Annotated in this window: 18 protein-coding genes and 1 pseudogene; all 19 read right to left on the bottom strand. The window is 67.3% G+C overall.

Going from position 1 to position 22,927, the window contains the following annotated elements:
- Positions 1 to 1,331 (bottom strand): annotated as a pseudogene (locus AC1HC7_RS14305) (hypothetical protein); the annotation flags it as partial.
- Positions 1,324 to 5,088, bottom strand: a complete 3,765-nt coding sequence (locus tag AC1HC7_RS14300) for a hypothetical protein (RefSeq protein WP_479499159.1) — start codon at positions 5,086 to 5,088, stop codon at positions 1,324 to 1,326. The pseudogene AC1HC7_RS14305 and the gene AC1HC7_RS14300, both read right to left, overlap by 8 nt.
- Positions 5,085 to 7,166, bottom strand: coding sequence for a hypothetical protein (locus AC1HC7_RS14295; protein WP_479499158.1), 2,082 nt, complete (start codon positions 7,164 to 7,166; stop codon positions 5,085 to 5,087). The genes AC1HC7_RS14300 and AC1HC7_RS14295 overlap by 4 nt, the downstream gene beginning before the upstream one ends.
- Positions 7,163 to 7,624 carry a hypothetical protein gene (locus AC1HC7_RS14290; RefSeq protein ID WP_479499157.1) on the bottom strand — a complete coding sequence of 154 codons (462 nt, stop codon included), beginning with the start codon at positions 7,622 to 7,624 and terminating at the stop codon, positions 7,163 to 7,165. Before AC1HC7_RS14290 ends, AC1HC7_RS14295 begins: the two co-directional genes overlap by 4 nt.
- A 32-nt stretch (positions 7,625 to 7,656) precedes the next feature.
- Positions 7,657 to 9,876, bottom strand: a complete 2,220-nt coding sequence (locus AC1HC7_RS14285) for a phage tail protein (protein WP_479499156.1) — start codon at positions 9,874 to 9,876, stop codon at positions 7,657 to 7,659.
- On the bottom strand, positions 9,873 to 10,484 hold the full coding sequence (locus tag AC1HC7_RS14280) for a phage connector family protein (RefSeq protein WP_479499155.1): 612 nt from the start codon (positions 10,482 to 10,484) through the stop codon (positions 9,873 to 9,875). Before AC1HC7_RS14280 ends, AC1HC7_RS14285 begins: the two co-directional genes overlap by 4 nt.
- A gap of 48 nt (positions 10,485 to 10,532) precedes the next feature.
- The gene (locus tag AC1HC7_RS14275; RefSeq protein WP_479499154.1) at positions 10,533 to 10,991 is read right to left on the bottom strand and encodes a hypothetical protein; all 459 of its coding nucleotides are present in this window, start codon (positions 10,989 to 10,991) and stop codon (positions 10,533 to 10,535) included.
- A 69-nt stretch (positions 10,992 to 11,060) separates the two neighbouring features.
- Positions 11,061 to 11,975 carry a phage capsid protein gene (locus AC1HC7_RS14270; RefSeq protein ID WP_479499153.1) on the bottom strand — a complete coding sequence of 305 codons (915 nt, stop codon included), beginning with the start codon at positions 11,973 to 11,975 and terminating at the stop codon, positions 11,061 to 11,063.
- 360 nt (positions 11,976 to 12,335) lie between these two features.
- The gene (locus tag AC1HC7_RS14265; RefSeq protein ID WP_479499152.1) at positions 12,336 to 13,325 is read right to left on the bottom strand and encodes a hypothetical protein; all 990 of its coding nucleotides are present in this window, start codon (positions 13,323 to 13,325) and stop codon (positions 12,336 to 12,338) included.
- Positions 13,276 to 13,626, bottom strand: a complete 351-nt coding sequence (locus AC1HC7_RS14260; RefSeq protein WP_479499151.1) for a hypothetical protein — start codon at positions 13,624 to 13,626, stop codon at positions 13,276 to 13,278. The genes AC1HC7_RS14265 and AC1HC7_RS14260 overlap by 50 nt, the downstream gene beginning before the upstream one ends.
- Positions 13,623 to 15,260, bottom strand: a complete 1,638-nt coding sequence (locus tag AC1HC7_RS14255; protein ID WP_479499150.1) for a portal protein — start codon at positions 15,258 to 15,260, stop codon at positions 13,623 to 13,625. The genes AC1HC7_RS14260 and AC1HC7_RS14255 overlap by 4 nt, the downstream gene beginning before the upstream one ends.
- A gap of 15 nt (positions 15,261 to 15,275) precedes the next feature.
- Entirely contained in the window at positions 15,276 to 15,470 is a 195-nt protein-coding gene (locus AC1HC7_RS14250; RefSeq protein ID WP_479499149.1) for a hypothetical protein, read from the bottom strand.
- A 2-nt stretch (positions 15,471 to 15,472) separates the two neighbouring features.
- The gene (locus AC1HC7_RS14245; RefSeq protein WP_479499148.1) at positions 15,473 to 16,024 is read right to left on the bottom strand and encodes a hypothetical protein; all 552 of its coding nucleotides are present in this window, start codon (positions 16,022 to 16,024) and stop codon (positions 15,473 to 15,475) included.
- On the bottom strand, positions 16,021 to 17,730 hold the full coding sequence (locus AC1HC7_RS14240; protein ID WP_479499147.1) for a hypothetical protein: 1,710 nt from the start codon (positions 17,728 to 17,730) through the stop codon (positions 16,021 to 16,023). The genes AC1HC7_RS14245 and AC1HC7_RS14240 overlap by 4 nt, the downstream gene beginning before the upstream one ends.
- A gap of 241 nt (positions 17,731 to 17,971) precedes the next feature.
- Entirely contained in the window at positions 17,972 to 18,643 is a 672-nt protein-coding gene (locus AC1HC7_RS14235; protein WP_479499146.1) for a hypothetical protein, read from the bottom strand.
- A 495-nt stretch (positions 18,644 to 19,138) separates the two neighbouring features.
- The gene (locus tag AC1HC7_RS14230; protein WP_479499145.1) at positions 19,139 to 20,797 is read right to left on the bottom strand and encodes a hypothetical protein; all 1,659 of its coding nucleotides are present in this window, start codon (positions 20,795 to 20,797) and stop codon (positions 19,139 to 19,141) included.
- Positions 20,798 to 20,967: 170 nt separating this feature from the next.
- A complete protein-coding gene (locus tag AC1HC7_RS14225; RefSeq protein ID WP_479499144.1) occupies positions 20,968 to 22,113 on the bottom strand; it encodes a DUF7146 domain-containing protein in 1,146 nt (381 codons plus the stop codon).
- A 2-nt stretch (positions 22,114 to 22,115) separates the two neighbouring features.
- On the bottom strand, positions 22,116 to 22,433 hold the full coding sequence (locus AC1HC7_RS14220; RefSeq protein WP_479499143.1) for a hypothetical protein: 318 nt from the start codon (positions 22,431 to 22,433) through the stop codon (positions 22,116 to 22,118).
- 25 nt (positions 22,434 to 22,458) lie between these two features.
- Complete coding sequence (locus AC1HC7_RS14215; RefSeq protein WP_479499142.1) at positions 22,459 to 22,812, bottom strand: hypothetical protein; 354 nt, start codon at positions 22,810 to 22,812, stop codon at positions 22,459 to 22,461.
- Positions 22,813 to 22,927 lie beyond the last annotated feature (115 nt).

Here is a 22,927-nt window from a genome sequence, read left to right as displayed (position 1 = left end):
GTCTCGCGCGTTGCCTGCGAGGCCATCAACTTGACGGCTTTGGAATGCAGGCCGTTGGGGTTCATGCCAATGGATCTGGCCGCCATGTTCATCGTCCAGACGTCGGTGACCGAGGAGAGCGCGGCGGCTCCCAATTGCGCGGCGGTCAGGATGTTGCGCGTGCCGGCCAGAAACGACGCCATGAAGGCGTCCGCCGGCTGGTTGGCGGATCCAGTGACATTGCCGAGCATGGCCCGCGCAGTTTTGGCGTTGCGACCCACCTGACGGATCACCCTGGGATCGCCGGACAGCGTCGCTTTGCGCTCGGCGGTCTGGATCGCCAGATCCATCACCGCGTTCGGGTTCGGCCCCATCACGCGCATCAGCGCAATGTCGCGGGCCATGCCCTGCAAATGCGAAACCATGGCGTCAAAGGGGTTGGAGCCGCCGAAAGCCTCATTGTAGGCGAACCAGTCGTCGGCGCCCTTGAAATGCAGCACCCGGTGATCGGCGCGCCGGTTCATCAGCGCCTTGCCCACGGCGGTCTGCGCCGGCTGGCGCTTGTTCCAGCCGCCGGTGGTGACGTTGTCGTAGATCTCGCGCAGCATGCGCGCCGCCGCCGCCGGATCCACAACGCCGGCGGCGTCGGCGAATGGCTTGTCCGTGGCCCGGTCGATGATCCGCGCCCAGTCAAGGCGCGGCTCGATCTCGGCGCGCCAGGCGTCAAAACCCGCCTTGCGGATCTTCACCGCGTCATGGCTGTGGGGCAGGCCGAAACCCTCCAGCTTGCCGATGTCGCCGCCATGGGCGTTGAACAGCGTGCGCGCGCGCTCGATCGCCGTGTCGATCGCCGCCGCCATCAGTTTCGCCTGGGCGCTGCCGGACGCCTCGCCATGCAGCTCGCGCACGATGTCCTTCAGCAGGGCGGGATTGCGCAGGGCGCCCGTCAGGCGCTTGCCGTTCGCGCGCAGAAACGAACCGATCATGCCATTGAACTGACGCTGCAGGCCGTCGCGAATGGCGCGAACATTCTCGAAATCATGGCCGCGCCCCTCGCCGAACTCGATCAGACTTTTCAGCACCAGGTCGGGCCGGTCCGCACCCTCGATCAGCGTCGTCACCTTGCGCGCCGCCTGCAGCTGCGCCAGCACCGTGTGACGGCGCGAGGTCGCCTGCTTCGCCAGAGCCGTCTTGACGTCAGCGGCCGCGCTGGCCGCCGCTGCGGCGTCGGGCATGCGGCGCCGGTAATTGGTCTTGAGTTCGTCGAACATCGCCTGGGCGAGCTGTCCGCGCGTCCGGTTCATTACGCCACCGTCCATGGCGGTCTGCAGGCAGTCGAAGAAATCAGCCACGGCGCCCTCCTGGCATGCATAAGTTGACCTGTTCGATGAATTCCGCGTCGTCGCTCAGGGATCTGAGGTGCTCCGAGGCGGCGATCTTCTGGCCATCGATCTCGATTTCGAAATCGGCGAGGGCCGCAGCTGCGCGGGCATCGGTGAGTTCGGCGCTCCCTGGCGGATTGACTTCACCGCGCTGGGCGCCCATATTTCCGGTGTCCCCCACAACATCTCTGGAGGTTCCCATGGTCTCGTTCGTCAACTGGGACTGGCGCCCCGCCGTGGTCGTTGGCGACGTTGCACTCGCCCTGCTCGAACCGGGCGGTGACTGGGTCGAGGTGGATCGCCTTGACGTCGGCCACACCGGCGGATTGCTTGCCGACGAAGCTGCGTTGCGCAGGGTGTTCAGCGAAGAATTCGGCGACTTCGAGCTGCCCCAAGCAGCGCGAATGGATGGATCCGCAGCGTCCAAAGCGGCGGAGTAGAGCTTGGTCATCTCCGCGTTCAGCCGCGCGATCTCCTCGGGATCGGAGCTGGCACGCGCCTGAATATAGAGAACGTGCCCACCGCTTTTTTTGGCCTTCAGCAGCGCCCGTTCCCACAGTTGCACTTCCGCCAGCAGCCCATTCTCCATGCGGACAAGCGCCTTGCGATCCATGTAGCCGCTATCCAGCTGCACGAACCAACCTTCATCCAACACTTCCAATCCGTTGGCGCGTAATCTGGCGATGATGTCGTCGGCTTGCGCTGCGGTGTCGACGACAAATCCGCCGCGCACAACGTCCGTCAGGCGCGTGATCCGATTGTAGCCCTTGCGCGCGACCTTCGCCTCGGTGGTATCGCGCGCCTTGATGCCGGGATCCTCGAATTCAACGCCCAGTTCATCGGCGATCTTGCGCCCCAAGGATCCAAGCTGCGCCTGAGCTGACGGCGCCAGATCATAGAGTTCATCAAAACTTTCAAACGGCTGCTCGGCCGAAAGTTGACTGGCGGTTCGGGACGACGCCGCCTCATCGGTCCCGCGATCAAGTGCGCGATCCAGCGAGAATGCGTCACGCAGCTCGGCCTCCGACTGGTCGTCGCTCAGCCTTGCGGCGGGGCTTTGGGAGCCGTCTCGCCAGGCGGCGTCGTCGGCGCCAGCAATTTCGACGCCGCGATCAGCTTGCGGCCCGTCGATCGCATCTTCCGATCCTTCAGCCGCTTGCCGTGCCGTTCCATCACCCGCCCCAGCGCCAGCATCGCCAGCGGCCCGCTCCGTCTTTCGCCTGCCAGCAGCATCGAGAACATCCCCGGCGCCGATGTTTCCGGCGTCGAACAGGCCGCCGACGCCAATCTTGCGCGCCTCCTCGACGTAGTTGCGCAGCGTTCTGGTCACCTCCGCCGCCGCGCGAGGCCGATCGCCGCGATAGAACACGTCCATCAGCCCGCGCGTGACAGGATCGACGTCGCCGCTGAACATATCGCCTTGCGCGAGAATGCCGTCGAGAGCGCCGCGAACGCTCATGCCTTCCGTCCTCGCGAGCGCACGGGCCTGACCCAATATTCGCACGGCGTCCATCAGCTGCGGAGTGATGTCCATTTCCGGCCGAATGCGTCCGGCGGTGATCTCGGCGCGCAGCTGCGCCCAGACCGGCGCCAGGTCGGCAAGGGCGTTGAGAACGCCGCGCAAATCTCCGCCGCCGTCTTCGGTCAAACTGGTCAGCAGGTCGCGGGCGTCATAGGCGCGCGCAAACAAGGCCTCGCGGATGCGCAATGCGCCCTCGGCGTTGAGCGCGCCGCCTTTGCCCACCAACCCGTTGCGCTCCGCCTGGGGGATGCGCTCCAGCACGGACGACACGAAGGCGCGGTTGGCCGGCGCCTGCAATCCGTGCGCCGGTTCATGCAGGCTCAATACCTCATAGCTGATCAGGTCGGCATCGGAGCCGGCGCGCTCACTGGCGCTCATGCGCGCGGTGGTCGAACGGTTTGCATCGACCACGAAATCCCGCCGGGCCGCGTCATCCGCGAATTCCGATGTGCGGCGCGCTACCAGCACCGGACGGCGAACGCCGTTGGGGATCTCGAACTGGTCGCCCACCGCCGCCACATAGGCCTCGTATCGATCCGGGTGCTTCTCGGCGGCGCGCATCAGCGCCTGCACGCGACCATTGCCGCTTTCGATGATGTTGTCGGGGCCGACCACCGGCGCGCCGCGGTCGGCCTCCGGCGCCGGCATCATGCGCGGCGGGTCGAGCTCGGCGGCGATCTTGGCGATCTGCTCGTCGGAGGCCTTTGTGGTGCGGTCACGCGGTTGCAGTTCTGCGCGTGCGGGGATCAGGCTGTCCGCGTCGACAACCTCGTAGGTCACATTGACGCGGATCCCCTTTCCCGTCGTGACCTGGTCCGGTCGAGTGAAGCCGCGCCGCGTGCCCACCGCGTCGCCGGGATCGGGCGTCAGGCCCATCTTGTGTTCGGCCCATCGACGCAGATCGCCTACACGCCACTGGCCGATGGTCTTGCCGGCGAACCTGACCCTGCTGTTGCCCGCGATCTGATCCGGGCTCATGACTTTGACGATCGGCGCGTCCGGGTCGGCGCGCAGCGCTTTTTTCGCGCCGCCCAGCCCGAGGAAATGCGCGAGGTAAAGCGACCCCTGATCGGTGGGCAGGCCAGCCGCCGCCAGCGCGTCGCGGTTGTCGCGCGTGTGCAGAACGGTCATCTCGCGCGACAGCTTCGCGTCCGCTCGCAGGACCAGCAGCTGCGCGCGCGAGCGCCCGGCCTTCAGGTCCGGCCGATGGCGCTCGATCAGATCAAGCCAGGTGCGTTCGATGAACTGCCCGGGGCCGAACGCGGAACTGTTCGGGTTCTGCGCCGCGGCCCTTCCGCCGCTTTCAACGCCAATGATCTTCTGGGCGACGCGGTCCAGCCCGGCATCAGAAACCGGATCGGCGCCCGGAATGGGCGCGCCGGCGACAAGCGCCGCCTCGGCGGCGTTGACGCCCTCCTCGTGGTCGATCGGGTCGCCGTTCTCAGCCATGGCCTCACGCACCTGGCGCTTGCGCCCGCCCAGATAGGCGAGCCCGCGGCCGGCGGCGCTCAGCCCCACGCCCAGAATGCCCGCCGCGCCGGCGGCGATCGCCACCTGCGTCAACGGGTCCGGATCCGGCAGGCCGAGCCGCTTCGCGGCGTCGAACTGGTTGGGCAGCGACGCTGTCTCTCCGGCCGCAGCCAGCGTCGCCTCTACGGCGAACACAGTCGTAAGTCGCGCGCCCGCCGCCGGGCCAAGCCCAAGCAGCGGCGCGTTGAATTCATCGAGCGCCGCGCTGCCGGCCGTGCCGACGAATTCCGCCACACCGGATCCCCAGCCGCCCATCATCAGGGTTTCGTCGGCGTCCCTCAGCTCTGCCTGCATGGCCTCGGTGGCCTGGCGACGAACGGCAGCCTCGTCCTGGGGGAGGTTGGCGTATTTCCCCGGGTCCGCCTGCGCCGCCTTTCGGATCGCATCCAGAAGCGGCGTGCGCTGGCGCCGATACTGCAGCCCGGAGATGTCGGAATACCATCGCGGATCGCTCGGCGACATGTCCTCCAGCGGCACTACGGGCGACTGATCGCCAAGGGCCTCATGCAAGCCCTGATAGATCTTGCCTTCCTCGGACTGGTGGCGGAGCCGACGATTGGCGGTGATCTCGTCCTTTTCGAACGCGGCGCCGACCACCTCGCCAAACCCGGCAAAATCGCGCGGCGCCGGAGTGACCGGCGGTTGCTGGCGAGTGGGATCGAGGAAAAACGTCATCGCGCCGCCTGCCTGACGTCGCGGATCAGGTCGTTGAGGCGGAATACGAATGGCTCCAGCGTGTCGCCATTGGTGACGTCGAGCATCTCGCGCGCGCCCTGCACGCGCAGGCGGTAGGTATCGGGGCCGACGGCGAGCAATTGCACGCGCGACATCAATTCTGGCGACAACGGCTTGCCGGCGAAATACGGCGCGCCGCCGCCGACGCTCGATCTCTCCCAAAGATCCATCGCCACCGGGTCGCTGATCTCGATGCCCAGAAAATCCCGGACCGTGTCCAGGTTGGCGGGCGCGAACGCGCCGAGCGTCGCCTCCACCTCATCGGCGGAGACGCCGATCGGCAGCAGCGATGTCGCGCCGTTGACCTCCTGCGCGCCGCCGGTCACGCCATCGACAGTGAACTCTGCTCCGATCGCCTGCTGGATGGATCGCGCGTAGAGCGCCTCGGCCTCGTCGATGTCGAGTTTCGGGTCGAGGCCGAACGCCTGAGAGGCGTAAATAGCGTCGGCTGATTTCCAGATCTTCGCGAGCCCGGCGTCGGCGCCGGAGAACATCGCGCCGAATGTGCGCGCCAGAATCTCGCGCCGAACCTCATTGGAGGGCAGCTGCACGGTCTTGTTGGCCAGCGCCTGCTGCCCGCTGAACGCCTGCTCGACCAGGGCTGGCGACCCGCCGGAGGCCATGAGCCCGCCCATGTGTTCAAACACCTCGTCGCCGCCTATTTCGGCCAGGGCGGCCGGGGCGTCGTCGCGGAACGCGCTGGCGATCATGCCGGCCAGCAACGCGCGATCGCCGGGATCGCCGTCCACTGCCGCCATTTTTTTGAAATCGTCGCGCTCGGCCTTGGCGAAAAACACCGGCGCCGCGACATATCCGAGTTTTTCCAGACTGCGCCCGTAGAGCCGCCGCTGGACCAGTGCGGCGCCGAATTCCTGCGCATTCGCCGGGTTCAGGTCCGGAAGCTCCGCCGGCGGCGTCATGCCGACATTCCGCGCCTGCGTCAATGGGTCCGAATTCCAAGCCTTCACCGAGGCGTCATAGACCTTCTCCATCTCGTCGAGCACACGGGCTTCATATTGTTTCCCGACAGGGCGGGCGCGCTCGGCCTTGATGCGCGCCTGCATTTCATCCGGCGGCAACCGCGCGAACTCCGGCAGATCGCGCTGCAGCTGGACCGCCGCCGCCGCCTCGTCGAATTTCGGGTGGGCTATGGCGTTCGGGTTTTGCAGCAGCTCGTTCTGATCCGCGCTCACGCGACCATGCCGCGCGGCGGCGATGACGTCGTCGAGCTGGTCGCCGAGCTGCGCCTGAAACGCCTCCTCCTCCTGCCGGGCCTGCGTCTCCGCGACCGAAGCGGCGCGTCGTTGCGCGGAAACAATGCGCGATCGCCAACTCTCGCGGCGCGTCGACGGAATGAAATCGAACTCGCCGGCGTCCAGCGACGTCAGCGCGCCTTCCGGGTCATCAGAGATCCGGCGCTGCAGCGCAGTGACGTCCAACGCCTCGCGCGCGCTGGCGATCTGGCTGCCCGCCTCGGCCTCTGTAATGTCCCCCGACACTACCAGGGCCGCGTAGCTGTCCGTGATCTGATCTCCGAGAACCCCACGGGTTTCGCGATCGAGCGCCGGCGCCTGGCGCAAGGCCTCGCGCACCTGCTCCTGCGCCAGAAACGATCGCTGATCCGAACGCAGCCTATTGGCCCGCCCGCCGAGCGCGATGGCATGGCGGGTGTTGAGTTCCTCGAAATCCAACCCGACGGTTTCTCGGTTTTTTTCCTCCACGCCGCCGACGACCTGGTCGCGGATTTCCGCCGATCTCTCCGACCAGGCGGCGTCGATTTCGTCCGGATCCGTGACCTGCTCCAGATCGAGGCGCGCGGCGCCCAGATCGCGGGTCATGTCAATCCGCGCGCGCTGTCGCTCACGGGTCAGCCGATCAGTCTCCAGCGCGGCGCCGGCATTTGCCATTCTCTGGCCGAAATCGGCGACGGCGCCCCCAATCCGATCAGGCACGGCGGCCGGAATGCCCGGCGCTCGCCCGCCCTGAAGAGGCGCCTTGGGGATGACGATCCCGGTCATGACGCCGCGCCGCCGCTGAACAGCGTCACGTCGGCGAGACCAGGCCAGAGCTTGGGCGCCGCGGTCAGCAGCGATCCTGCGGCGCTGAAACCGCCCTGCAACAGCGCCATGGAGCCCCGCGCGCGGGCGGCGCGGGCCGACGCGCTGACATCGGCAACCCGGGCGCTGGTCCCGCTGCGGGCTGATTGGGATGTGAAAGACAGCTCGCGCGCCGCATCGGCGCCAAGCGCGATCGCCGTGGGGCTGTCGAGATGGACGCCGCGCGCAACCAGCTGGGCGCGCTGACGCGCCATCTCGCCGCGCATCCGCTCGCGCGTGCGCTGATCCTTCACCATCCCGAGCTGCTGGGTGATGCGCGCGCTTTCGTCGGCGGCGGCGGCCTGGGCCTTGGCCGCCTGGGAATTCGCGATACCGGAATAGAGCGTCCCGCCGACGCTGGCCGCCGTTCCTGCGGCCATGAGCGCAGTTGTCAGGCTGATTGGCTCACACATTAGCCATTGGCCTCCACGATTGGGATGACGCCCAGAACCGTGAGCGGCGCGCCGCCGATCGGGCGGAATTCGAACGCGATTTCCTTGGCGTAACCGCCCGGGGCGCGCACCTCCACGACGCCGGTGGCGCCTGCGACCAGGTCAGCCGGCACGCCGCTGGACGTCACGTCACTCCAACCGCTGATCTGATCAGGTTTGGCGAATTCGCGCGCGATGGATCGAAATCGCGCGCCGCCGCTGCGGTGCATGCGCACGCCCGCGCTGATGATCTTCTTTTGACGGCCGGTGCTGTCGCCGTCGCGAACCGCCACCGGAATGTCGAGCGTGACCACGCTATGGCTGGTATCGAACAGGCCGATCAGCGCGCGGGTCACCGGCAATTCGATCGTGACCGTGCCGCCCTGAACCGTCACCGGACCGAACTCGCCCAGGTTGGTCCAGACGTTGACAGACTTGCCCTCAAGATGATCCAGCCCGGCGAACGTGTCGGTGGCGGCGCCGGGCTGGAACAGCAGCGCGGAATAAAGATGCACCGCCTCGGCGATGTCGTCCGCGCCGGTTAGCACGCCGTAGAAGGGCGCGAATTCCTCTACATATCGCCGCGTCTCGCCGCCGACTGTCCGGCGAAGGCAGATCAGCACTGTGTCGAGAATGCCCGCGGCGTCGCGCGACACCGCGACCGCCTCCACATGGCCGCCGGCGGTCGGGATCGGCGCCCAGCCGAGAACCTCCTCGGCCGGGTCATGGATCAGCGCGACCATGTCGCCGCTGTCGCGCCTGATCCATCCGACGCGGATCGGCGCCGACTGCCAGTCGATTTCCGCGAAACCCGCGGCGCCCAGGTGCTCGGCCGGCAGGGACAGCTCGATCGGCGCCACCCGATCGGACCCGAAATCATAGCGGAGCTCGAACACTCGCGCAGCGTCGCGCGCGATGAAGATCGGGTTGCCGTCCGGCGCCACCGGCTGGATGTCGGCGCTGCCTATGGTGGTATCGACGCCGAACACCGCGTTTTCGGGGCCGATGGCCTCAAGGTTGTTTGAGCTCCGGGATGAATGGGTTTCCCCCAGCGCGCCGACATAGAGGCCGCGCGACCCCGAAATCAGCCACAGGACGCGGTTCAGAGATTTTGACCCTGAAATCGCATAGGCGAAGGCGCTGTCGGCGTTGGTCCCGGGTTCGAAATCCTCGAATGCGCCGAGCGTGGAAAGCCAGATCGTGCGCGGCCTGGTTGGCGTTGCCGCGAGGCACAGGCGCTGTTCGTGGATTGCGATCGCCGCCGGATAGCCGAGGCGATCCGACCAGGCGCCCTCGGCCCAGCGATAGGTCGCGACGCTGACCAGATCGGCGGGCAGTTGCTGCACCACATCGGCGCTGGCCACCGTGCCGCTGGTCACGCCGGTGATGCGGATCACCCCGGCCTCGCCGCTCATGTATTTCCATAGAACGCCGTCTTTTTCGGACAGTCGCGACCCGGACTTGTGCACCGGCGCGTTGACCCCGGTCTTGTTCGTGGGCCCGACGCTTTCGCAGCGATAGACGGCGCCGTCGTATCGCATCAGGTCGCCGATCGAAACTGCGGTGTTGCCTGTCCATGCAGGCGTGCTGGCCCAGTCCACGGCCTCCAGCCGGAAAAGCGCACCGACATGCGTCCCGACGAACATCGCCGCGGAGGCCGTGACAGTGATCGACCCGGTCGCGCCATCCACGGTGAGCGTCTGGGCCTCGTCGATGTTGCGAGGCTCGAACGGGCCGTTGACGAACGCCACCGGGGCGATGGTCCAGTTATCGAGCGCAAAGCGGGCCAGACGCTGGGGCGCCAGCACGCCATCGACCAGATAGACCACGTCGGCGCTCTGCACCCATTTCAGGCGCTTGATCGCCGCGAACGACGTGTAGGGCAGCGTCAGCTCGTAAGGGACGCCGCCGCTCAGCACCAGCGCGCCGTAGCGCCAGACGCGCAGTTTTCCGGCGGTCAGTTCCAGCACCACCGCGTCGTCGGCGTTGAATTCGAAGGAAATGAAGCGGCAGCGCTCATCATTGAGCGTCCGGCCTCTGTAGAACGTGCCCGGCGCCCGCGTGACTGCGCCCTGGCGCAGCGGGATGAACCCGCGGCAGACGGCGACGCCGGTGCGGTAGCGCTGATAATCCGATCGGCCGGCCAGCAACGGGCTGACCTCACCCGACGAAAAGCTGAGCTGCGCCGGCGCGGTCCTCATGCCCGCACCAGATCAGACCATGAGGGCGAATGCCCGCCGCCGACCTGCGTTCCGGCCTCCCACGGCATGGCCGACGCTTGGCGACGATCGGTCCGCCTGGCGTCGCGCAGATGCCTGGCCGCCTCGCGCGCAAGCCGATCGGCCCGATTGGCGCTGGCGGACCAGCGCGGCGCCAGCTCGGCGGCCAGCGCGTAGGCCGCGGCGGTCCTGAACTGCGCCGACAGCAACTTCTCGTTTTCGACTGACTGCGTGTAACGGATACGCAGCCTGTCATCCTGATCGCCGGGCTGATCGACGCGGATCAACATACCGTCGCGCCGCCAGCGCGCGTCCAGCGGCCAGACCGTGCGGATCAGAACCGCGTCACCTGGAAGCTCGAAATTATACGGCAGATCATCATCCGTGGGCTGGCCGGCAACTGGCGCAAGGCTGGCGATGGCTGATGCGAAAGACCAGTCGCTATCCTCCAGAAGCCGCTGCAGAACGACCGGATATTGATCGGCGGCGGCGACGGCCTCCTCGCTGTCATCGCCGAGCGAGGAAATCGGCATCATTTCCATCAATCGAAACGCCTGCACAACGATGTTTGAATTCGAGATTGACGCCATGGAATTCCCCTGGAAGGAATGGGCCGGCGCGCGGGTGCGCCGGCCTGATCAGGCGTTATCCACCCAGGCGAGGATGAATTTCATGCTGCCGGCGCCGGTCGCGTCGGCGATCGCGTGGGCGTAGATGCCGATCGCGCCGCCGGGATCGCTGGCCAGTCCCAGCTGCTCCCACAGCGGCTTGCCGTGGTTGGCGTCGAACTTGGCGTTCGGGGCCTGCGTGGCCGCGTCGGTCTTCAGCGCGCTGACCAGCCCGGCGATGTCGGTCGCCGTGCCGATGCGGATCGCCGCGAAGCCCCACGCGCTCACCTGGAATTCGCAATCCGGGTGCAGATAGGCGTTGCTCGGCACATGGCCCAGAAGGTAGGTCGAGGTGTTGCTGTCGCCGGCGGCGTTGGCGATCAGGCCTGTGGCCATGCGCATGACGCCCTTCACCTTCAGAGCGTCGGGCACCTCGCCGCCGGTGATTTCGTCGCGGATCAGATCCGATTTGGTGTTCACGATGGCCATCGCGTGGCCTCCTTTTCGTCAGGAAAACGAGTGGAGACCGGCGCCCCCGAGGCGCGCCGGTCAATCCGGTCAGCTCTCGGTGGCCTCGATGATGTGGACGCCGTCATCCTCGACCCGCGTCGCGTCCATCACCGCATCGACCTGGATGTAGGGCGTATTGCCAGCGCTGGAATCATTGTAGATCACCGGCTTGATGTCCTGCCAGACGCCGAGCTTGACCATGTCCTTGATCCAGACAGGGCAGGAACGCACCGCGCCCTTGAGCGGCAGGCCGTTCATCTCGACGAAGGTGAAGCCCATCAGGCGCGTCACCTTGCCGTTCACGATGCTCGGCTGTTCCAGCATGTTCAGGTTGGCGCTGGCGCTTTCGACGATCCCCAACAAGTCATCGTGTTGTCCCGTGGTGATCGCCATCACCGGGGTCATGCGATCCAGATCGTTTTCGTCGAGCCCCAGCCGTTTGCGCGCGCCGCGCAGCTTGGCGATGCTCAGGCCGACGCCGCCATGCACGGTGATGTTTTTCGATGGCAGCGCCACGCCGGCCCCGCCGGGCCGCTTGCCCGCGACCACCGGGCCAAGCAGGCCGCCCATGTCGATATTGCCGTCCTCGTCGATGCCCAGGATGATGTCGTCAATGCCGCGCCCGATCGCCGCCGTGTGGATGCGCATCAGCTCGCTGTCGGGGCTTTCGATGGTGCGGAACTTGTCCGGGCTGTCGAGGTATTCCCCCGTCCAGATCGGATCCCGGTAGATCAGCCACCGGCGGCTGCGCCGCGCGGGATTTTCGATGTTGCTGCGCTGACGGCCGTGACGCCGGCTGTATTTCACCGCATGGAACAGATCCGCGCCGACAGCGCCTTCGCCGACGCATGGCACCTCGGTGACATGCGGGCGCAGCTTGGGTCCGTAACGCTGCAGCGCCAGCATGGAGTTCGATTTGAATTGGAGTTTGTGGTGTTCTTCCACCAACGGGTCAAAGGACATGGCGCCCCCTTGCGAAAACCGATTTGTTGAGAAGGATTGGTTTTCGGCGAGGGGTGCCCGGAACGCCGGACCCTGCCTGACCTGTTCGTCGGTCTCAGACGACGGTCTTTCCCGCTGTCATCCGGACCGCCGCAAAGTATGGACCTATGCGACGGGTGCCCGGCTGCGGAGAATCATTCGGGTTTTGGCGGGGATGTCAATGGTTTTCGAGCGCTGGTCTATGACCTCCCTGTGCGAGCGCCTGATCAGGACCGGCGCCCGGCTCATGCGCCATGGCCGCCATGCCGTTTTCCAGTTCGCCGGGGCGGCACTCGGTCTTCTCCCGCCTTGCCGGATATAGCGGACTAGTTAGGCAAGGGCCTACCCTCCCGTCGCAATCTTCATCAGGTTTTTGCGCTTTGCGTCGAACGCCGCCATGCCCGCCGCATCCTTCGCGCGAAACGCCTTGCCATACTCGCCCTCCGCGCTGTCCATCTGAACCAACGCCGCCTTGGCCTCGCCCGGCGTCATGCCCATGGTGGAGCCGCCCGTCGCCAGCTTGTCCTCGCCGATCATGCCGCCGATCGCGGCGAACAGTTTCATCACGCCCGCATCGCCGGTCTTCGGTTTCAGCGCGGCGGCGACGCCCTGGAGCGCCTCGGCGTCGAGCCCGGCCTGCTCGCCGATCATCTCCGCCGCCTTCTGCGCCTGGAGGATCCTGGCCTTGGTCTCGCCGCCCCATTCGCGCTCCAGCGCCTGCATCATGTCGGTCTGCGCGGCCTGCAAACCCTGCGAGGCGGTGTCGAACATCGCGCCCATATGGCCGACATATTTGCCGACCATCGCCTGAAACGCCGCCGGGGGGATGCCGCTTTCGTGGGCGGCGGCGCGGATTTCAGTCTCGAATTTCTCATCCCATTCCATGCCCTCCGGCAGGGCGGGCTTTTCGATCTCGTAGCCCTCGGGCGCATCGGGCAGGCCGAACACGTCCGCGTTGGCGCGCATCCAGTCGCAAAGCGCCTGGTCCTTCGCCGGGCGATCCATGATGCTGTCGGCGGATCGCCCGTTCAGGCTCTCGGCCGAGCGATGCCCGCCCACGGCCTTGGCCAGCGCATCCATGGGATCCTCGGTCAGCAGCCCGCGATTGGACATCCAGTCGCGGGTTTCGCAGTTGAAGCGGTCGCCGTCCTCCCACCAGACTTTCGTTTCGCCGCCGCCTTTGTCCCCATCGCCCGCGCCGTCGCCCGCGCCGCCGCCGCCTTCGTCGCCGCCGCTCTCGCCATCGCCTTCGCCGCCAGCGGAACCACCGCCGGAACCGCCGTCATCGGCGGCGCGCAGGATCAGGAACTGGAAATACCAGGGCTTGAACATCGTCATTCTCCATCAGGTTCTGAAGTTCGCGGGGATTGGTGGACATGAGCGCGGCGAGCTCGATCGCGAGGTCGCGGCGCCCGGCTTCGTAGGCGAGCTGGGCGCTGGTCATTTCCAGCATGTCGTCCGCGCTGCGCGGCGAGAGGGTCAGCAGCTGGCCCATGGCGATCACGTCCTGGACCAGCTCGGGTTCGCGCTCGGCGGCTTCCGACCAGCGGCGGGCGCGAAGGGTGAGACCGCGCTGGTGTTCGCGGTTCAGGACGCGCCGGAAAATGACGCTGAGGCGATCGATGACCATCACGCCGCCCCGGCGCCTTGCATCTGGGCCTGCGCCGAGGCCAGATCCCTGGCGACGCCGCCGCCGGCCTGGGCAATCTGCATCGCCTGGTCCTGGGCGGCCTGCTGCGCCCGGCCCTCGGCGATCCTGTCGGCGTCGGCGCGCGATCGCAGGATCTGCGCCGGGGCGCCACGGGCTTCGGCCAGGCTCTCGACCAACCCGTCCTCGTCGATGCGATCCATCAGACGCGGCTTGATCGCCGCCAGCGGCGCCAGATCGGCGATCAGCCGCACGGTTGCCGCGCCCTCGGCGCTGCGCTGCGCCATGGCGGCGGCGCTCAGGTATTCGACGCGCAGCCCGGCGCCGCCGGCCTCTGGCGGCGGCGGCGGTATCTGGCCCGCGCGCCAGAGCAGGCTGAACCGGCGCGCGATCTTGGGCGCCAGGTATTCGTCCTGCACCCGGCCCATATGCGGGGCCATGAGGCGCAGCTTTTCCTCCTGCATCTCGATCACTTCGGTGGCGGTCATGCCGGTCCGCCCGGCCAGCGACATCAGCGACCAGTGGAAGGCGTCGCGGATCTGGGAAATGCGCTGTTGCGACATCTCCAGCGTCAGGCCGGTGCCGCCGTAGTTGTCGAGCGACTGCACCAGGCGCTGCCCGGTCGCCGACACGCCGCCATAGATCACCTCGCCGGGGCGCACTTGACCGTGCAGGGGCCATGTGTCCCGCTCCGGCGCCAGCAGCGTGGGGTCCGCCGCCTTCTGCCCGGCGCGCAGGTTCGCCGCCTCGGTGAGGTTCAGCGCGCGCGCGTCGGGCAGGGCGATGTATCCCGGACCGCGCCCGTAGGTCTGGCCTGTGTCGACCTCCCAGCGTGGCGCGGTGAACGGCATCTCGTCGTAGCCGTTGTGGCGCACCACGGCGGCGCCGACCTCCGAGCTGTAGATGGAGCTCCACGCCTTGCCGCGCGGCCCCAGCCGGCCCTTTTCGTAGTCGCGGTTCTGCCTGACGTGGTGGTAGAAAATCGATTTTTCGCGCCGGCCGGCGATCGCATTGTCGACGATCTTCGCCGGCAGGTTGTCGCCGCCGAACATGTCCACCGCCGCCGCCGGCGACAGGCTGAACCGGCGGATCACCTCGACCACGCGCCCGAAACCGTCGATGTCGTAGCAGATTTCCGCCAGCGACAGCGTGATGTCGAGGATCTTTCCCTCGGCGGGGCGGACCTCGTCATACTGCGCGGCGTTCCCGAACACCGTCAGATCGCCGTAGAGCTGCGGCGCCGCCGAATAGAACGGCGAGACATGCGGCTGGAAACTGCGCAGGACGATGGACGACACCCGGTCCTGCCAGTCGCGCATGGGCTTCCAGTCGGCCAGGTCATTGTCGGCGGCCCGCAGGCTCATCCAGCGGTTAGCCGGATTTGTCAGCGTCCCGTAGAGCCCGGCCGAGAAGTTGGTCGCCGCGATCAGCGGCGCCGAGCTGAACGGCTTGTCGCCCCTGTGGCGCGCCGAATTCGCCTCCTGATGCCCGCCGCGCTGGGTGCGGATCAGCCGGGCCAGCTCGTCCCAGTCCAGCTCGTGCTCGCTGCGCGCGGATTTCAGATCATCCCAGGCGCTCGCGGCGGCGCGATAGCGCGGATCGTCGTTCTCGGCCTGCATGGACCCCACCATTGCTCAGACACCCCCGAGCGTCTTGGCCACGCCGCGCGCCGGGATGCCGCCGGGACTGGTCAGGATGTTCGCCGCCGCGCCGGAGCGCTGGCGGCGCAGGCGCGCCTCCAGATCCTCCTGTCGCCGCGCCTCGGCGTTGCTGTCTGAAGGGATGATCGGAGCGGCCGATCTGGCCTTTGGGGCGCCGAAAATGCACATGGTCATTCTCCTGCTGGGATGAAACTGAATTGACGAAAGACCGTGCGCCCGTCGTAGCCGTAGCCGCCGACGTCGCATTCATGCCGGAACCCGATGCCGGTCAGCATCCGTGCGGCGCTCTGGTGATCGGCCCAGCAACGCGCTTCGATGCGATGGATGCGCTGCTCTGCACAGTAGGCCGGCAGACCGCGACGGATCGCCAGCACCAGGCGCGCGAGCGGCATGACATGAAGCCGGTGCGGGCGCGCCAGCATCGCCGCCTGGGCAATTCCGGGGTTCGCCTGGCGCGCGATGCCAATCAGCGCGATTGGCCGCGCGCCGCCGTCCTGAGAATGCTCCCAGGCGATTTTCACGAAACCTCCGGTCATTGCCGCGCAGTGGAAATCCACCAGCAGATCCGTCGGGTCGAATTGCCGCGCGCGCGCCATCTCGACTTCGCGCCGGTCCCCCTCGTCCAGATGCTCAAGAACCCGCAGCGCAGCGGCGCCCTGATAATCGGAAATGCTGATGTGCCGCGACAGACGCGCCGCATGCATGAAGGATGGCGCGTTCATGACAGGCCTCCATGCGCGCCGCGTGGCGGGCCGTATGGGTCGAGGACGCTGAACCCCACCTCCAGCCCGCGTCGCCGCGCCCCGGCGTTGCCGCGTCGCGCCTGCGCGCTGGCGCGCGCGCTGGCGCCGGAAATCCGCGTCAGGCCGTCGCCGCTCACTTCGGACAGGCAGAGATATTGAGCCGCGTCCATCACATTGGCTTCGACCACGGCCTTGTTGGGCACCTTGCGCTTGTTGCCGCTCTTGTCGATTTCGTCGGTCCAGACATAGCGCGCCTCGAACCCGGCGATCAGGGGTTTGCAGCTCGGGCAGATCAGCAGGCCGGGCTGACCGCCATCAAGATATTCCAGCGGCGCGCGCAGGGCCTCAAGCCGCGGCTGGATGCGGTTGGCGCCCACGCGCTGGGGGCGCACGGTGACGCCGATCGCCCGCCCGACGATCAGGTTCCAGGTCTCGTTCTCGGTCGCGGCCTGGCTGGCGCCGGTTTCGCCGGCGATGTCGCCCCAGGCGCCCTCGATGCGCATGCCGGTGAACCGCTCGTCCAGCAGATCCGCCAGGCGTTCGCCGAACACGCGGGCCAGCAGGTGTTCGCGCGGGAACATCAGGGTGGCCAGAAACACCCAGCGCATGGGCAAACTGTACTGGGCGACCACCGCCGCCGGCGTAAACCCCTGATCCAGCCCGATCCTGATCGGCAGATCCGGGTCAGGCGCCAGCCGCGTCGCCGACACATGGATGCGGCGGTTGAATTCGCGTTTGAACACCGGCTCGCCGATGCGCAGATAGGTGATCTTGTTGTGGACCAGCCGATCCAGCATGTCGCCGCGCCCGGCCAGCTTCATGGCCGCGATCTGGCGCGGATAGTAGAGCGGCGAGAGGTTGTGCAGGTTCTCGGCGCCTGGCTCCTGGGCCCCGGGCTGCATGTGGAACACGATCCGCACCGGCGGCGAGCCCTCCGGCATCATCGCGGTCATCTCGCGCTCCATGCGCGCCCGGCCGGCCTCGTCATGGAACACCCCAAAGGTCCAGTTTTCCTCGTCCGGCGCGTTGAAATCGCAAGCGATCTGGCCATAGGACTGCATGTCGGGCGCATAGCCGACGAAATGCCTGGTTCCGGGCCAGCGGTCGACGCGGCCGATGCCCACGGTCAGCACGTCGACGGGCACGGTGTCGGCCTCGTTCAGCCACATGTCGGTGGTCTGCACGCCGCGCATGGCGGCGGCGACGTCGTCGCCAAAGGCCATGAATTCCGCGGTGAACTCGATCGGGCCGAAATCATCCTCGAAATGCACCACATGCGTGACGGGATCGCCGCGCCCGCCGCTCCATTTGCCGAGCGCCTTGGGGATGGTCTCCAGATAGGACGGGATCGTGGTCGACCAGAGCTGGCGATAGGTCTGGCGCACCACCAGCAGCTTGTAGCGCCGCACGCCGTCGATGGTCGATCGCGGCATCATCCGCGCCCGGCGGATCCGCGAATAGATCAGCGTCGTGGTCTTGCCCGATCCGACCGGCCCCTGGATCCCGACGATCGATCCGTCATCGCCAAAGAAAGCTTGCGCGATCGGCCCGGGAAATGTCAGATCATGGGCAAGCGGCATGCCGCCCGTCGCGCCGCCGTCGAGCTCAAGGACGGCCTCGCGCGCATCCAGCCCCGGCAGATCGGCTTTCCCCCGACCCGGGGCGGAATTTTCCCCGGACCTCATCCGATAATCACCCTCGACCCCGGTCACCGGAGGCCTCCGGCGCGCCCGGAAACGCCGCATGGGGTCGGAGGCAGGGGCAGAGTGGAAGCGCGCGCGCCGGCCCCCCCGGGTCCGCCACAGGCGCCCACGGCGCGCCGGCGCGCGAGGGGGGCGCCCTGTCCGGGCCGCGCTGGAGCGCCGCGCAACTGATTTCCAATCAGCGGATCGGCGCCTTTTTTGCCGATATTTTTCAATGGCTTGCTCATTCCGTCCGACTTTCGCTATCCGACTGACCGCGAGACGAATTGCTAAGCGGTTGATTTTCAACGGTTTTGCCCGGCATCGGCGGCGGCGCGAAATCGGACGGCGCGAACGCCGTCGCGCGGCCCTCGATCACCCTCGCGCCGTCGCCAGGTGTCGCCTGTCCCGCGCCAGGCATGATGATGGTCGTCACCGCCATGCCGGCGTTCTCGTCCGGCGTGGCCTTCTCAAGCCCGTAGGGCATCAGCGCGTCGAGCGCCCGCAGCATTTCCTTGTAGACCGAAAGGAACGCCGCAAGGCGCAACTCTCCCTTGGCGTTGTTCCCGTCGAACGCCCAGGCGATCACCTGTTCGGCATGCCGCATCGCCAGGACCAGCGCCGGTTCGCGGCTGTTCAGTCCGGCGATCTCGGCCAGCACGTCCTCTGGCATCCGGAAGCCGCGCGCCGCCAGCATCTGGCGCAGCTTGGAGCTCCGCTTGTTCTTCGCGCCCTTCGGACGGCCCGGCCCGCGTGGCCCGTCGCCGCCCGGATCGCCGCCATCGCCAGATCCCGCGCCTCCGGGCAGGAGCGACAGCTGCCGGCCGAGCATCGCCGCGCGATCCATCCGCGCCGCCGCCGCGCCCGCCGCCTTCTCATACCGCCCGCGTTTCGGGTCTTTGGTCTCGCCGCTCATGACCAAACTCCGCAATATTTTATTGTTTTCAGTGGCTTGGCAATGATCCGGCCCGCAGAACGCGCCAGAAAGACCAGGGCGAGCGTGATCATTTCAGGCAGGCGTAGCGGAGTTGTAGCGGCAGCGTAGCGGCTAGAGTTTCTATATATCTCTTTATTATCATATAGATAGATAGAGATGGCTACGCAGCTACGCCCGCTACGCGACGCACGCGCGCGATCGCGCAGCCGCATGCCCGCACATACGAGGCATGTTGTCGATTTGGCGTAGCTGCGTAGCGGTTGCCAGTTAACGCATTGATATGACGGGAAAAACATCCGCTACGCCCCCGCTACAATACCGCTACGCATGAACAGGGGCGTAGCGGCCCCGAACCCATGCGCCCGCACAACCCCCGCGCGAACGGCGGAGGATCGCCCGCGGAATTTTCGGCTCCGCGTCAAGGGTGTGGGCGTGGATGCGAACACGGGTGCGGGGGCAAGCATCTGCATCCTCCTACGCGAAGTCGTCGGGGTTGTAGTCGGGCTCATGCGGGGCCTGCGCCTGCGGCTCCGGCACGTCATCGTCGTCGCCGAAAAGACCGGGAATGGACTGCAACGGCACGAGTATGGCCCGGGACTGCACGCCGTCGAATTTCTGTCCGCCTCTGGATTTCGCATGCGCCGCGCGGATCGCCGCCTGCGACCAGACGCCGTTCATGCCGCCGGCCGCATGCCAGTGGGTGTCGCGGAACAACGTCGCCAGGCCGGCGTGACTATTGGCAATCGCAAGTTGCGCGGTGGCGCCGCGACCATGGATCTTGAGGCCGAAGGCCGGCAGGATTTCGCGCGCCAGAACCGGTTCCGGGTCGTCGTTCGGATTGAGCCCGCATGCGGCCAGCACCCAGCGGCCGACCGAATATTTGCGGCCCGATCGGGTCACGTCGAGCGGCTGGGCCATCAGATAGTTGAACATGCGCGTGGTGTCGGATGATCGGTCGGCTTGTGCCTGGATGACCAGAGCGCTGAGCTTGCCGGCCCAGAACCCGCAGCGCGCCTCGTCCGGCCGTGCGTCATGCATCGCCAGGTCTGCAAGCGCCAACAGCGTGCCGAACTGATCGCAGCCGCGCGCGTCATGGCCGGCGGCGCTCAGCGACTGCCGATACAGATGCAGCGTGTCGTCGAGCCGGGCCCATTGGGCGATAACGCGACCAAACATCGCCCGGCCGACCTTGCCCAGGCGGCGGCGATCGAGATTTGGCGGCGGAACGCCCTTGGCCAGCGGCCACAGATCCAGCATGGCGATGCGGCTCAGGTCTTGGTCGGGCATGGCCGGACGCAGAATGGACGACAGCAGAAAGGCGCTCATCACCCGGAACGCCTGCCCGTGGTGATCGGCGCCGCCGCGAAACGACATGGCGCCGCTCGCTGCCTGCCGGCCAAGCTTGACCACGGATTGAGCCTTGCGAGGATCTGTTTCGGCCTCGACCTCATCCAGCGCGACCGGCACGGATTTCTGGCCGATCAACTGGCGCAGGCCCGCCTCGGTGGTGTCCGTCGCCTGCAACATGCCATCCTCGCCGATGACGTATTTGATCACGTCGTGCAGCGTCGATTTGCCGGTGCCGGCGTCGCCGGTGATCCAGGCCAGCGGGCGCCACTTCAGGGCGCCGCCAAATCTGGCGACCATGATCCAGCCCAGCAGCAGATAGGCGTCCAGATCGCCGCGCGACCAGTTCCAGGTGGTCAGCAGCTCCATGAGCTCCGCCCCCGGATCGCCGGAGAAATCAGCGGGGCCCAGGGGGCGGGGGAGGCGAACATCGGACGGATAGACGATGCCGTCGATCTCGCCGGTGGCGCGCCATTGCCCCTGATACAGCACGCCGTCGCCGCAGTGCAGGACCACCCCGCCATCCGCATCGATCCAGGCGCCTTGCCCGCGCACCCGGTCAAAAGCGTTCCAGACGCCCTTCTGCGTGCAGGCGCGCACCATCGCCGTGGCGGTATGCTCCTGCGACCAGCCGCTGACGTTGCCGCTTTTGTTGAATTGCGGAAAATTCGCCTGCAGCTGGTCGATGCGCCCGCCGAAAACGCCGCGCATCCGGTCCTTGGTGTGGTTCGCCACCACCGCCAGCTGACCCAGGACGTCGAGATAGAAATAGCTGTCGCCATGCACCCCGAGCGCCGTCACCGGGCAGTCGGCCCAGATTTCGCCGGGCAAGGGATCGCGCGGCCGGTCGGGCGGCGGCGGGCCGTCGTCGCGTGACTGGGGCGACGCGTCGGGCGGCGGCGTCGGGGGGCCGTCGAACTCGTCACTCACCATGGCAAGTTTCGGGGGTTCTTTGGTCACGCAGCGCCCTCCCACTGCATGCGGGCGACGACCAGATCATTGGCGTCCTTGCCGCCATGCCGGTTGCGCCAGACGTCAACATGCCGACCCTCGCGCTGGAACTTCCGGACAGCGGCGTCGATGGGCTTTTGCAGGCCGGGATCCGCGTCGTTGTCGGCGATTATCCAGACGCTGCGGATACTGCGGGTCAGGGTTACATGCTGGATATTGCCAAGATCGAGCGCGGCAAAGGCGAGGCACGGCCTTCCCGCCTCGCGCCGGATCACCGCCATGCTCAGCGCATCCTCGATCCCCTCGGCGATGAACACCTGATTGTGCCTGTTGGACGCTGCAGACGGCCCCACGCCGCCGCGCGGGCCGAAGCCTTTCCAGATGCGGATGAAGCCGCCCTTCTTGCTGCCGAACACCTTGCGCGGCTGCGGCAGGGGCGCCTTGCCCCAGATCCCGGCGTCATCCTGCGCCAGCCAGGTTCGATGCACGCCCCAGAACTCCGCCGGCTTGCCCTCGATCGCCGGGCCGTGGATCGCCGCGACCATCGCCGGCCATTCGCCCTCGGTGATCTCGCCGGTCGCCTTGTCCTCATGGTGGTAATGCAGCGCCGGGTGATACCGCAGCGCGTGGGGCGAGCGCCCCAGACGCTCGATGCCGATTGCCCGCACCGTCAGGTATTTGGCCACCGGCGTGCCGATGATGCGCTCATGACAGCGCAGCCACAGCGCATGCGCCGCCCGGCGTTTCCTGACGATCGCCGCCTCAAGATCGGCGGCGTCGCGCTTCGCCTGGGCGCGCAGCCGCTCGGTCTCGCGCTTGCGCAACGCCGCTTGCCTGGGGGTTTCGTCGGCCAGGCCCAGAAACGCGCAGGCCTCGCGCAGCGCCGCCTTGCGATCGAGGTTCAGCGCCATCTGGATCAGATCCAGCATGTCGCCGCCTTGGCCCGTGGCCTCGTCATGCCAGCGCCCGGCATAGGCGCCGGTCAGGTTGATGTAGAAACTGCCGACATGCCTGTCGGCGCGCCCCGGATTGATCGCCCACCACTTGCCCGATTGCTCATGCCCGCCGCCCGGCGCATACCGCGTCGCCACGTCGCGGACGCGCAGCTGCAGCGCGTCGACGATCTCGCGGAATTCGGGGTAACGCGCCACGCCTACGCCCCCACTCGCTCTTCCCGGAACCGCTCGATGGTCATCGCCGCGCGATGCCTGTAGATCGCCTCCAGCGCCTCGCCGGCGTCGTAGCGCGCCCGGGTCCAGTCGGCGGACCCGGCCCGCATGCCCGTCTCGCCCGCCATCACCATCAAGTCGCAGGCCTCAGCCAGCTTGCCGAGGCGGGCATGGGTGCGATTGACGTGCGGCAGCAGATCGCGCAGATCCAGCAGGTCCAGCCTGATCTGTTCGGCCTGCCGCACCCAATCGACGAGGATCCGCGTTGCGATCGCCAGCATCGCCTGATCGGCGACCGTCATCCGCGTTGGCTGCCCTGTCTGACCATCAGCCACAGATGTCCCTCCGCTTTTGCCAGGCGTAGGTCACGCCGTCGCGGCGCCACTGATCGAGCGCCTCCTGCGTCCGTTTGAACGAGAGCGTCAGATCGGCCATCATCCTGATCAACGCGTCATGCAGGATCACCCCGGCCTCGACCGGCGCGCGGGCGTAGCGGTCGCGGAAATCCTCGATCACCTCGCCCAGATCCTCGCGGTCGGGCAGCTGGTCCCGCCGCCGCCAGGCCAGCTCGTCGATGTCGCCGTTCTTCTCCAGGTCCGGAAAGCCCGCCTTGGCCTTCATCGCCACCGCCCAGGCCAGCAGCCCGAAGGCGACATAGGGGGATTTGTTGGGATCAGGCATCGCCGCCGTCCCCGAAAATCCCCGGATGCGACGCCAACCGCATCCGGGGATCGCCCGCGCCCAGGGAGGCAAGCGCAGGCGTCGCCGCGCGCCGTGGCGGTGCAGCACGGGGCGG

This window comes from Oceanicella sp. (genome assembly GCF_056449545.1).
This window is presented reverse-complemented; position numbering and strand designations above follow the sequence as displayed.

Bases quoted from the DNA above. Each gene is read 5' to 3' on its own strand.
- AC1HC7_RS14300 (WP_479499159.1), bottom strand. From the start codon at position 5,088: ATGACGTTTTTCCTCGATCCCACTCGCCAGCAACCGCCGGTCACTCCG.
- AC1HC7_RS14295 (WP_479499158.1), bottom strand. From the start codon at position 7,166: ATGACCGGGATCGTCATCCCCAAGGCGCCTCTTCAGGGCGGGCGAGCG.
- AC1HC7_RS14290 (WP_479499157.1), bottom strand. From the start codon at position 7,624: ATGGCCGCAGGAACGGCGGCCAGCGTCGGCGGGACGCTCTATTCCGGT.
- AC1HC7_RS14285 (WP_479499156.1), bottom strand. From the start codon at position 9,876: ATGAGGACCGCGCCGGCGCAGCTCAGCTTTTCGTCGGGTGAGGTCAGC.
- AC1HC7_RS14280 (WP_479499155.1), bottom strand. From the start codon at position 10,484: ATGGCGTCAATCTCGAATTCAAACATCGTTGTGCAGGCGTTTCGATTG.
- AC1HC7_RS14275 (WP_479499154.1), bottom strand. From the start codon at position 10,991: ATGGCCATCGTGAACACCAAATCGGATCTGATCCGCGACGAAATCACC.
- AC1HC7_RS14270 (WP_479499153.1), bottom strand. From the start codon at position 11,975: ATGTCCTTTGACCCGTTGGTGGAAGAACACCACAAACTCCAATTCAAA.
- AC1HC7_RS14265 (WP_479499152.1), bottom strand. From the start codon at position 13,325: ATGTTCAAGCCCTGGTATTTCCAGTTCCTGATCCTGCGCGCCGCCGAT.
- AC1HC7_RS14255 (WP_479499150.1), bottom strand. From the start codon at position 15,260: ATGCAGGCCGAGAACGACGATCCGCGCTATCGCGCCGCCGCGAGCGCC.
- AC1HC7_RS14250 (WP_479499149.1), bottom strand. From the start codon at position 15,470: ATGTGCATTTTCGGCGCCCCAAAGGCCAGATCGGCCGCTCCGATCATC.
- AC1HC7_RS14245 (WP_479499148.1), bottom strand. From the start codon at position 16,024: ATGAACGCGCCATCCTTCATGCATGCGGCGCGTCTGTCGCGGCACATC.
- AC1HC7_RS14240 (WP_479499147.1), bottom strand. From the start codon at position 17,730: ATGAGGTCCGGGGAAAATTCCGCCCCGGGTCGGGGGAAAGCCGATCTG.
- AC1HC7_RS14235 (WP_479499146.1), bottom strand. From the start codon at position 18,643: ATGAGCGGCGAGACCAAAGACCCGAAACGCGGGCGGTATGAGAAGGCG.
- AC1HC7_RS14220 (WP_479499143.1), bottom strand. From the start codon at position 22,433: ATGACGGTCGCCGATCAGGCGATGCTGGCGATCGCAACGCGGATCCTC.
- AC1HC7_RS14215 (WP_479499142.1), bottom strand. From the start codon at position 22,812: ATGCCTGATCCCAACAAATCCCCCTATGTCGCCTTCGGGCTGCTGGCC.